Genomic DNA, 9,808 nt, shown 5'->3' on the forward strand with positions numbered 1-9,808 from the left:
CTCGCGCGCCCAGTGATGCGCCCCAGAACAGGCCTCCATGGCGACCAAGCAGGCCGGCTGCCCAGCGAGAAACGCAAGCACCTTGTCGCGTCGCAGTTGCTTGCGGAAAACAATGGCGCCCGCCGCATCGGCTCCATGCGCCTGAAATACATTCTTCGCTAGGTCCAACCCGATCGTGTTAACTTCCATTGTGGACGCTCCCTCTCTTACGGTGGCTGTCAAACACCACCATTCTGGCACATCGATGCCGTCGAGGGGGCGTCCACATGGGGTAATCGCGGGAGCGACGCGCCCTGGAACCGATCATAGCCTTGGAGGGTGGCTGTTCCCCGATAAGATGAAATACGGGCTCGCGACTGGACGCCGGGCCCAGCATCAACGGAGAACAGCCATGGAAGAACATATCGGTCTCGACGTGTCGATGAAAGAGACGGCAGTGTCGATCCGCCGTGAAGGCGAACGGATCTGGCGCGGGAAGTGCGCATCTGATCCCAGGATCATTGCCGAGCTTGTCCGCAAGCGGGCGCCGGCCGCAAAGCGCGTCGTGTTCGAAACCGGCCCGCTGTCAGTTTGGTTCTATCATGCGCTGCGCGCCGAGGGATTGCCAGCCATCTGCATCGATGCGCGCCATGCCAAAGCCGCTCTCGATATGGCGGCGAACAAGACGGATGCGAATGACGCCGATGGTTTGGCGCGTCTTGCTGAAGCAGGATTCTTTCGCGAGGTGCGCGTGAAAGGCTTCGACAGTATGTTGACCCGCACGCTCGTGGCAGCACGCACTCGGCTGGTCCGGATCACCGTCGAGCTTTCCAACCAGATCCGAGGGATCATGAAAACGTTCGGCTTGCTCGTTCCCGCCGGTAAGGGAACTACATTCGAAAAGAATGTCCGGAGCCTTCTTATCGATCAGAGCGAGCTTGCTCCTGTCGTCCTACCGATGGTGGAAGCCTGGCGCAGCATTCGCATCCGTGCCGCCGAGCTTGGGCGCCAGCTTGTCGCAGATGCACGTCAAAGCCAAGCATGCCGCATACTCATGTCGATCCCCGGCATCGGCGCCATTACCGCAACCTCTTTCGCCACTGCCATTGAAGATCCGGGCAACTTCAAGAAGTCCCGCTCTGTTGCCGCTTGGGTCGGCCTGACAACTCGCCGCTACCAATCGGGAGAAGTCGATTATGACGGCCATATATCCCGACGCGGCGATCGACATTTGCGGGGACTTCTCTATGAGGCTGCGGCGGTCATCCTGACACGCAGCTCGATCGACAGCAGCCTGCGCACGTGGGGCCTCAAGCTCCGGGAGAGGGTTGGCTTCAAACGAGCTGCCGTGGCTGTGGCGCGCAAACTGGCGGTGATAATGCATTCGATGCTCAAGACCGGTGAGTTCTTTGATCGAAATGCAGGCGCCACAGCATGAAATCTTGCGAATAGCGTTCAGGATCTGAGCGCCTGAGACGTCCCTGCCGGGACGTGAGCCGAGCCATTCCGCTGATGGGGTTGCACCGCTGTCTCAGCAACGTGCGTCGTCCACATTGAAGGCTCGTCCGCGGAGCTCCATCATGCGGCGACTGATGTCGACCGCGAAGACAACCATGCACCCGGCAGCGTCGTCTCGACGCAATTACATGCTTGACGTCCCAGCGGCGATTAGACAACAACCATGCACCCGGCAGCGTCGTCTCGACGCAATTACATGCTTGACGTCCCAGCGGCGATTAGACAACCCCATCACTATCCAATCTGCAATCGCCGTCGCCGAGAACATCGCGGACGTCTCGCGTTCGGGGTTCTGCTCGACCGAGATGATCCGAACGCGGAGACCAACGGCCGGCAGAGGTACAGGCGCTCCTCAAAGTCAAAACCGGGGCTTCGCAGGTCGGCGTCAGGTCGAGAAAGAGCGTCGTTTCAGCGCGGCAGGCCGCGTTCGGACCGTAGCCGCATCGTATTGGCGTTATCACGATTTCCCTCAGCACTGGCCGGGAGCTGACCAGCGCAGTGCAGTGGCCAAGGCACCGACCTTCGAGTCGGGACGGTCGGGCGCTTGCCGGCGTCGGCGCGAACGATGGCATCAATCGCCTTGTCATCTCTGGGATGGTGGCCCGGGTTAGTGGCGGACAGCCGCATCTCCAGCGTTTCCCGTTGGTCCGGCCCAACCTGCGTGGCGACCGAGCGGTCTTTGGGTTTGCATTCCGCCAACGCTCACGTCGCGCCGCGAGGTCCCGTTGCACCTGAGCACCGGGAACACAGAAGTAAACACAAAGCAGGGATCCCGCAGAGTTCACCGGCCGGCACAGGCCGGCACTCATCCTGGCCTTTTCGCCATGATCATCATCGTCGATCGGTTGATGGCGGTATTGGCGAGCCGCAGCTGGACCGGCTTCGTCGTGAACAACTCCCATGTCGCCGGCCAAGAATTCAATCGCAAGGCGGGCGAGGGGGCACAGGCCGCGCTCGGATGGAGCGGCCCCTCGCAATCGCAAATGGCGAGATCCCCTACCGCCTCCGGACCGGAGCGGTAAGACGCTAAAGCCGGTGGCGTGAAGCGGACGATGATGACGAGCCTGGCGGTGGCCAACACAGTCATGATGCCCATCGGCCTCGTCCCTCGGCCCGGATGCATATTGAGTCGTCCGGGCCACGCTTTTCTGCCGACGCGAAGCGCGTGATGCTTGTCTAAAACCTGACAGCGGCAGAAAACACGTCCCGTTCAATACAACCGGCCATCCTGGCATTTGGAGGCTTTTTCTAGCGCTTCATGGGCTTACGGCCCGCTGAGCGCGTTGGCACGGCCTTTGCGAATTGAGATTCAGCAACACTGAGTGAAGGCTGACTGCACGCAGATGCGCAAGACGAGCGATGCTCTCCCTTCTTTGAACCCTCGTGCCCCGTCTCAAAGGGGGAACAAGCTTGCGCATAAGGTCACGCAAGTTTTGGCAACAGCTTTGGAGACAACATGGTATTGCAGATGGGGTCACCGGCTCCTTCGATCAAAATGGAGGACTGGCTGCGTGGCGAGCCCCTTGCGAACTTCCAGCCCGGCAAAGTCTATATCGTCGAATTTTGGGCAACTTGGTGCGAACTATGCATGGCGGAGATGCTCGATCTGATGCGGCTCCAGGAAAAATACAGGGACAGCGGACTTGAGGTCGTCGGCGTCGCGGCTAATGAAGACGCTCCAACGGCCGTTGAGGCTCGCACCAAGTTGGACGCGTGGTTGACCGAAAAGTGCTCGCATCTGAGCTATCGGATCGCGTTCGACCACACAGGTGAAATGAACAAGCTTTGGATGAAACCCAGCTTTTCTTTTGGGATTCCGACCTCATTCGTGGTCGACCGAGACGGTCACATCGCCTTTATCGGTCATCCCAGCCAACTCGATGAGGTTTTGCCGAAAGTGCTCAACGGCAGCTGGCGCATCAGCGATAAAGCTAAAGCCGCCGATACGGAGCGGATCGCCACAAGCGAACCCATGGCGCGCGAACAAGCGTTGAAGCAGCCGATCGATGACAGATTCTGGGCGGCGGTGAAGTTAGAAGATTGGAAGACGGCGCTCTGGGCGATCGAAGAGGGCATCGCCTTGATGCCCGACGACATCAATTTCCGCCTGGCTCATGCGCACCTGTTGCTTCACAAAATACAAGACATGTGGACCGGCTTGCCTGTGATGCGCCAATTGGCCCGCGACGCGATCGACAAGAACTCCCAGGATTGGATGGTTTCGGCGCTAGACCAACTTTTCCATCCGGCTAATGACCATTCGCGCCTTCCCCCTGCTGAGCGCTTCGCGATGGGCAAGGAGCTGTCCGAACACATCCTGGCACTGAATCCCCCGCAAGGCGACAGCCCTAAGTACCGGTCTTATCCGGCTGTCGCCCGGTACTATCACGATAACGGCAACAACGATCGCGCGATCGAGTTGGTCGAGCTGGCACTGAAGTCGCTGGACGGTCCGGAGCCTGTCCCGGGCGAACTGAAAGAGCGCCTTCTACCGGATTTGCTGCAGGCCCTGGCCAACTACAGGGGCGGGAAGGTTTGTTACGGCGCTCTCTGTGCGGCTCCGCAAAACAGGCTTCCCGGAAGTGCCAAAGCGCGGCCGGGCGAGAAGAATACATAAAGGGGGATGGTCGGAATGTTTACTGCCCAATTCGTCCATTTCCCTGGCGTGGCCGCAAGCAGGCCCCATGCAGCACAGGATGGATTGTTTGCAGCAGGGTCAAGGCTCGAACCTTCATGGCCTCCGGCCGCATTGCGGCGGAAGTGATGTTCGACGCGAATTCGCGTGGAAGACTTCGCAGTCGAGGGGGTGTTCAACGTCGGCCATAGGGACATCAATTGCGTGGAATCGGCCGCCCCGAGCCGGGCGTCGGCTGCGCAAGTGTGCCCGAAGTAGGCGTCCCAGAAAACAGACATCGTGCTTCGAGGAAGAGGACTGAAATGAGGAGAATATGAAATGTCTGATGCCGCGGTCAGCCCGGCTGTCAACGAGGACGAGGCGGCCCTTTTCACCCCGTTCGTCAAATGCCTCGTGCGGCTGATCCGTGCTCAGGAGTCCTACGGCTCATGGGAAGGCAAATCGGACGCCGAGCTGCTGGGCGACTTCATCATCACCAGAAAACAGCGCCGTGCGATGCCTGTCATCGGCGATCCCGAGCCGGGCATGCTGTGGAGGCTCGACATGTTCTACACCGCCGTCGGGCTCGCGATCGAGGAGCGCTCCGGCCTGATGACATCGCCAACGATGGAGATGAAACCCATGGGCTTCGGACGATCGCTTTTCACGGCCGGGCGGTTGGTCGCTCTGTCGAGACATCCACCGGTTCGGCTTCGAGACGTTCAGGAAGCTCGCGAGGCCGGTACGAACTTGGTCGACGATGCGACTGCAGCCTTCGAAGCCTATCCCGACGTGGCACGGGCGTGAAGAAACCGATTTTGAGGAAGGATTTATGTCAAAGCTAGATGAGATGGGGAAGAAAGTCCGAAAGCTTCAGCTGCGCGCCGCAGTTGCCAAGATGAAATTGCGCGACCTTGCAGAGAATCTCCCGGAAAAATGGACGGAGATAGAGGAAGTTGCCGAGGAAACGTCGGCCGTTTTTGCCGAGTTGGATGGTGCCAAGAGAGCGCTCGCTGCAATGAAGAAGTTACGATGACGAGCACATTCGCTACCCGCGACGGCTCCGGATGGGTGCCGGAATATCTCACCGCTATAGACGGCACGACCTGCATCGGCTGCGGCCGCTGTTTCAAGGTCTGCTCGCGCGAGGTCATGCACCTTCACGGCGTCGATGATGCGGGTGAAATCCTCGGCGCCTGCGACGGCGAAGACGACGATTTCGACGGCGAGCTCAATCGCATGATCATGGTCGTCGACCATGCCGGCCGCTGCATTGGCTGCGGAGCCTGCGGCCGCGTCTGCCCGAAGAACTGCCAGACCCATGTTGCGGCCGACCAGGTCGCAGCATGATCTGAGGAGACAAAACCAGGAGAACGGCGTTGCCCATAAAAATCTTTTGTCGCGTCCTGGGGCTGGTCCTCTGCAGCAACGCTCTGATTGTCTACTTCGCTTCTCATTCCATCCGTACAGTAGTCGTCACGACCCTGGCTTGTTCGTTGCTCCTTCAGTTGGCCTATTTCGCAAGCGTGCTATTTATGATCTGGCGGTCTGGCTGCGCTAGCCGAGCTGGCCAAAGGGCTGAGCATTTCGACAGTTGCAAGGAAGCTGGATGTCAGCCGCCAGACTATAAGGAAGCTGGATATCAGCCGCCGGAGTATAATCGGGTGAGGAATGAATCTTCAGATGTGCCCCAGTTCGTTCCGATGGGCGGCATATCGCTGCTGCGTTGAGGCGCGTTGACAAGATCAGAGCTGACGTGCTCCCCGTTTTGTCCGCGTTCATAAGTTAGCCTCGTTCACTTTTTGAGGTGCTCCCCGTCTTTGGGTCGCCCCGGGCCGGAACTTCCGGGGTAATGGCTCAGGGCGGCACGGCCGCCGATGAGCCTTTCATGAGCGATATCGGCGGTTTATTGCCGATCGCGCTATGGGGTCGGACTGTGTTGTAGTCCTTAAGCCATCAGGACCTCAGGACCGGGCGAACATCCATGACGATGAGTTGCGGGCGTTTCGGGGGTTGGCCGGGCTGTACCGGCGAAAATCGAAGGCCAATCTGGCGGCTGAGCTAAAAGCAGGGGTCCTGTTGGAGATCAGTGATGATGACTAGCCAAAGTTCAAGAGCGAAGCCTTCGAGGCGATCCACAGCGCCGTGGACGGCATGTACCGGGCCGGAACGATCGACAAGGCGACGCTGCGCAGCTTCGACGACAGTTCCGTAGCGGTGCCGCAAGAATTCGCGCCGGACGAGATCAAGGCGCTGCGTGAGAAGAGCCATGTCAGCGAGCCGGTGTTCGCGCGCTATCTGAACACGTCGGAATCGACGGTGCAGAAGTGGGAGACTGGCGCCAAGCGGCCGAGCGGGATGGCGCTGAAACTGCTGTCCGTGGTGCAGAAGCGGACTGGAGGTGCTGCGCTAAGCGTTTTGCCGAACGTGCGATAAGGCAATTATCATTCGTTATCTATTCACGACAGGCGCGGCGGTTCTTGTGCAAACAATTGCTAAAAGCGCCGCGATGATCCATCGTGTCTGCGAATGATTCTGCGTCCCAAACCCGTTCCGCGCCACCACGCCACGCTTGGCGGTGCCCCTTCGATCGCGCCGATGGCAACGGTGCCGGCCTGGCTGCGCAGGGCAATCGAGGCGTCGCCAACCGTTGAGGATGCTGCGCTTGCCGCGGGTGCCGCTCTCGGCGCGCTCGATGCGGTGGTCGCCGGGAAGAACAATGGGCAGGTGCCTGGCGGCAGCGGCTGGCGCTCACAGCCGCGGCGGCGACGGCTCGCCAGGGCGGGCGCGTCGAGGATGAGGCGGCATTGCGCGACGCCGTGTTGCTCACGCGGCCAGGCGATGATGTCGGTCCTGCTGGTCGGATGTTCTTGGCTTGGCGCCGCCTGGCAGCGCGTTCCGCGGAGGAATTGCTGACCAAGGCGAGCATCGCCGGAATTCTGGGGGAATTCGGTTACGCCCGTGCCGACGAGGCGGTCAGCGATCTGGCGGACGAGCTTCGCCAGGTCTCCGCCAATGCCGGGACGGTCGGAACGCTGACTGGCGCGTTCATGGCCGCTGAACGACACGGCTTCAGCGGCGCCGTCGGGGCCTGGCTCGCCGACGCTGTGCTGGCGCAGCGGCTGGGATGGTCGCACGCGGTGCCGTTACTGGGCACCGAAGTGGGCTCGGGCATGAATCCCGGTCGGCCGCGCAGCGTGGGCACCGTTGTTGCGGCAACTGGGATCGAGGTGGGGGCCGAGCGTGCGAAAACGCTGCTAGTTGCGCAGTCGCGCGCCGCGCTGCGTGCCATCGATCTCTCGACCGAGCTCGGCCGCCGCGCCGAGCGGATCACTGCCGTCGCGCCGAAATTGCGGGCAAAGGGTGCGAACGTGGTGATCGCGACGCTTCTGGGCGGAGACGCCGTCGTCGCCTCGCGCGGGGACAAAGACCGGCATGAGCGACCGCGGCCTGCGCCGCCTGTTCGACCGGCTGGTCGAATTTGGCGCCGTGCGCGAGCTGACGGGCCGCACCACGTTCCGCATCTACGGGCTTTAGGAAATGGCTGAAGCGGTGCGCAATAGGCGAGGCCGGTCAGATGACCAGCGATCAGGCGACCGCCTGTTTGATCGTGAGCTGGATCACCTGCCGCCAGAGGCGCGCTGGCGCGAATGGATGAACCGCGTCGAGGCGACGATCTTCGCGGCCAGTGAGCCGGTGACGCGCGAAACGCTGGCGCGCATCCTCGGCAAGAGCTGCAGCATCGACCTCCTAATCGACGACATCCGCGAGGAATTGCACGGCCGGCCCTATGACCTGGTCGCCGTCGCCGGTGGTTTTCGGCACCTGACCCGGCCTGCCTATGCCGACCCATTCACGCGGCTGACGGAACCAGTGAACGCGCGGCAGAGTTGTCGCAGTCCCAGGTGCTGATGCTGATGTGTTGTGGCCTATTTCCAGCCGATCACCCGCGCGGAATTGTCATCCTTCTTCGGCAAGGAGATTAGCCGAGACCTGGTAAGCCATCTGCGTGGCGCAGGCTTCATCGCCTCGGGTCCGCGTAGCCCGACGCCTGGTGCGCCCTACACCTACGTCACGACAAAAGAATTCCTGCTGGAGTTCGAGCTCGACACGCTGCGCGATCTGCCGGATTTCGAGGCGCTCGAGGATGCCGGTCTGCTGTCGAAGGAGAAGCTGCTGGCGGGTGACATCATTCCCGACTTTGCCGCAGGCCAAGAGGATGCCGGAGCTGAATTGGACGAATATCCAAGCCAACAAATCGGCTATGTTCCATAAGGGCCGTCTCCTATGCATCAGGCTCTGTACCGGTCATCCGGCTTAACCCTCTTACCGTTGCATATCGGATGACGGGCCACCCTCAGGCCCAGCAATCATAGGGTCTAGAGCGGCGGACTTTCATGTGAGTCCATACCCTGCGGCTGCGAAGTAATTTCTGCATTCTGTTGGAGAGAAGAGATTGCAGATATCGCCAATGGCCTGCCACAGGGCGTCGATGGTTCTGATGGCCTTTGCGCGCAGGTGCGCCTTGAGCTTGGCGAATGCCATTTCGATGGGATTGAGATCTGGGCTGTAGGGCGGCAGGAAGAGCAGCCATGCGCCTCTGGCCCGGATCGCTGCCTCGGCGGCCGGGCTCTTGTGGGCAGCGAGATTGTCGAGGATGACGACATCGCCCTTTGCCAGCGTCGGAGCGAGCTGCGTTTCGACATAGGTTTCGAAGATGCGCCGGTTCATCGGCGTGTCGATAACAAAAGGGGCCGTGAGCCCATGACAGCGCAACCGGGCGATGAAGGTCTGCGTCTTCCAATGCCCGAACGGTGCCTTTGAGCGCAGCCGTTGGCCCTTTAGGCAGCGGCCGCGCAGACGCGTCATCTTCGTAGTGGTTCCGGTTTCGTCGATGAACACCAGCCGATGTGGCTCAAGCCGCATCCGCGGCTGGCGCCTGGTCTGCCACTCCTGCCGCGCCTTGCTGACGTCGGGACGATCTTGCTCGCTGGCCAGCAGCGTTTTTTTTGAAGCGATAGCCATTCCTGAGCCAGCGCGAGATCGAGGCGGGGGCCACCTGGACGCCTGCAGCAGTAACCAGCTCGGCGGCAAGCTCCGGCATGGTGATGTCATCCTTCTCGGCCACACGGCCAAGCAGGAACGCACGATGCGGGTCGAGCTTGGAATGGCGGCGGCCACCGCTGGCCTTGGGCGCCAGGCTCTCGGTCTTTCGATAGTTCCTCATCAGGATCACGACAAACGAAACCGACACCCCAAAATGTGCCGCCGCCGCACGCCGCGAGTGGCCAGCCTCGACAAACCGCACAACACGTTCACGCAAATCGAGCGAATAGGGCTTGGGCATGGCAAATCACCTCCTACAGGAAGTGAATCATGAACCACGCCTCACTGGAATCCCTCGCGATTCAAACTGAACGTCCGACGCTCTAGTTCCATCGGCTGGATGCCCACACGGCGTAAAAAGCGGCTATCCTTGTCCTCGCCTGGATTGTCCGCTGTCAGCAGCGTGTCGCCGACGAAGATCGAGTTGGCGCCGGCAAAAAAAGCACAGCGCCTGCATCTCGTCGGTCATGGCGGTGCGGCCGGCGGAAAGACACACATGCGATTTCGGCATCATGATGCGCGCCAGCGCGATCACGCGCACGAATTCGATCGGCTCGATGGGCTTGGCGTCGGCAAGCGGGGTGCCGGGGA

Annotated in this window: 10 protein-coding genes and 7 pseudogenes; 12 read left to right on the forward strand and 5 right to left on the reverse strand. The window is 60.9% G+C overall.

Translation table 11 applies throughout. The features are described 5' to 3' along the window. Positions 1–189 (reverse strand): annotated as a pseudogene (locus tag NKJ08_RS37220) (IS110 family transposase); the annotation flags it as partial. 202 nt (positions 190–391) lie between these two features. Here NKJ08_RS37220 and NKJ08_RS37225 point away from each other — a divergent pair. The 8 genes and pseudogenes from NKJ08_RS37225 (at position 392) to NKJ08_RS37260 (ending at position 5,779) form a co-directional block, all read left to right on the forward strand. Beyond that, a complete protein-coding gene (locus tag NKJ08_RS37225) occupies positions 392–1,417 on the forward strand; it encodes an IS110 family RNA-guided transposase (RefSeq protein WP_352786166.1) in 1,026 nt (341 codons plus the stop codon). A gap of 904 nt (positions 1,418–2,321) precedes the next feature. After that, positions 2,322–2,519 carry a FixH family protein gene (locus NKJ08_RS37230; protein ID WP_352786167.1) on the forward strand — a complete coding sequence of 66 codons (198 nt, stop codon included), beginning with the start codon at positions 2,322–2,324 and terminating at the stop codon, positions 2,517–2,519. A 434-nt stretch (positions 2,520–2,953) separates the two neighbouring features. Beyond that, complete coding sequence (locus NKJ08_RS37235) at positions 2,954–4,114, forward strand: TlpA disulfide reductase family protein (RefSeq protein WP_352786169.1); 1,161 nt, start codon at positions 2,954–2,956, stop codon at positions 4,112–4,114. A gap of 336 nt (positions 4,115–4,450) precedes the next feature. Further along, complete coding sequence (locus tag NKJ08_RS37240; RefSeq protein WP_352786170.1) at positions 4,451–4,918, forward strand: NifX-associated nitrogen fixation protein; 468 nt, start codon at positions 4,451–4,453, stop codon at positions 4,916–4,918. 25 nt (positions 4,919–4,943) lie between these two features. Next, positions 4,944–5,147 (forward strand): CCE_0567 family metalloprotein, encoded by a 204-nt coding sequence (locus NKJ08_RS37245; protein WP_352786172.1) that lies wholly within the window; start codon positions 4,944–4,946, stop codon positions 5,145–5,147. Further along, a complete protein-coding gene (gene fdxB, locus NKJ08_RS37250) occupies positions 5,144–5,461 on the forward strand; it encodes a ferredoxin III, nif-specific (RefSeq protein WP_352786173.1) in 318 nt (105 codons plus the stop codon). The genes NKJ08_RS37245 and fdxB overlap by 4 nt, the downstream gene beginning before the upstream one ends. Before the next feature lie 29 nt (positions 5,462–5,490). Beyond that, positions 5,491–5,643: pseudogene (locus NKJ08_RS37255) on the forward strand (exopolysaccharide production repressor protein); the annotation flags it as partial. Positions 5,644–5,695: 52 nt separating this feature from the next. Beyond that, entirely contained in the window at positions 5,696–5,779 is an 84-nt protein-coding gene (locus NKJ08_RS37260; RefSeq protein ID WP_352786180.1) for a hypothetical protein, read from the forward strand. A 189-nt stretch (positions 5,780–5,968) separates the two neighbouring features. On the opposite strand, the pseudogene NKJ08_RS37265 reads toward NKJ08_RS37260, so the two are convergent. Continuing rightward, positions 5,969–6,067 (reverse strand): annotated as a pseudogene (locus NKJ08_RS37265) (integrase core domain-containing protein); the annotation flags it as partial. A gap of 9 nt (positions 6,068–6,076) precedes the next feature. Between NKJ08_RS37265 and NKJ08_RS37270 the strand changes: the two are divergent. From NKJ08_RS37270 to scpB, 4 genes and pseudogenes are all read left to right on the forward strand, one after another. Beyond that, positions 6,077–6,214, forward strand: a pseudogene (locus NKJ08_RS37270) (type II toxin-antitoxin system RelE/ParE family toxin); the annotation flags it as partial. 30 nt (positions 6,215–6,244) lie between these two features. Further along, positions 6,245–6,524 (forward strand): annotated as a pseudogene (locus tag NKJ08_RS37275) (helix-turn-helix domain-containing protein). 331 nt (positions 6,525–6,855) lie between these two features. Beyond that, a complete protein-coding gene (locus tag NKJ08_RS37280) occupies positions 6,856–7,659 on the forward strand; it encodes a DUF1403 family protein (RefSeq protein WP_502906386.1) in 804 nt (267 codons plus the stop codon). Between the two features lie 106 nt (positions 7,660–7,765). Continuing rightward, positions 7,766–8,386: pseudogene (gene scpB, locus NKJ08_RS37295) on the forward strand (SMC-Scp complex subunit ScpB). 120 nt (positions 8,387–8,506) lie between these two features. On the opposite strand, the gene NKJ08_RS37300 reads toward scpB, so the two are convergent. The 3 genes and pseudogenes from NKJ08_RS37300 to NKJ08_RS37305 all read right to left on the reverse strand — a co-directional run. After that, positions 8,507–9,458 (reverse strand): IS630 family transposase gene (locus NKJ08_RS37300; RefSeq protein ID WP_502906385.1). Its coding sequence is split into 2 segments (ribosomal slippage): positions 8,507–9,107 and positions 9,106–9,458, totalling 954 coding nucleotides; the frame shifts between segments, so codons are not numbered across the junction. Between the two features lie 41 nt (positions 9,459–9,499). Then, entirely contained in the window at positions 9,500–9,637 is a 138-nt protein-coding gene (locus NKJ08_RS39190; RefSeq protein ID WP_502906387.1) for a hypothetical protein, read from the reverse strand. After that, positions 9,582–9,808 (reverse strand): annotated as a pseudogene (locus tag NKJ08_RS37305) (hypothetical protein); the annotation flags it as partial. The gene NKJ08_RS39190 and the pseudogene NKJ08_RS37305, both read right to left, overlap by 56 nt.

The sequence above is a fragment of the Mesorhizobium sp. M0244 genome (genome assembly GCF_040321795.1).
GTDB lineage: Bacteria > Pseudomonadota > Alphaproteobacteria > Rhizobiales > Rhizobiaceae > Mesorhizobium.

Coding starts and splice junctions, on each gene's coding strand:
- NKJ08_RS37225 (WP_352786166.1), top strand. CDS start 392: ATGGAAGAACATATCGGTCTCGACGTGTCGATGAAAGAGACGGCAGTG.
- NKJ08_RS37230 (WP_352786167.1), top strand. CDS start 2,322: ATGATCATCATCGTCGATCGGTTGATGGCGGTATTGGCGAGCCGCAGC.
- NKJ08_RS37235 (WP_352786169.1), top strand. CDS start 2,954: ATGGTATTGCAGATGGGGTCACCGGCTCCTTCGATCAAAATGGAGGAC.
- NKJ08_RS37240 (WP_352786170.1), top strand. CDS start 4,451: ATGTCTGATGCCGCGGTCAGCCCGGCTGTCAACGAGGACGAGGCGGCC.
- NKJ08_RS37245 (WP_352786172.1), top strand. CDS start 4,944: ATGTCAAAGCTAGATGAGATGGGGAAGAAAGTCCGAAAGCTTCAGCTG.
- fdxB (WP_352786173.1), top strand. CDS start 5,144: ATGACGAGCACATTCGCTACCCGCGACGGCTCCGGATGGGTGCCGGAA.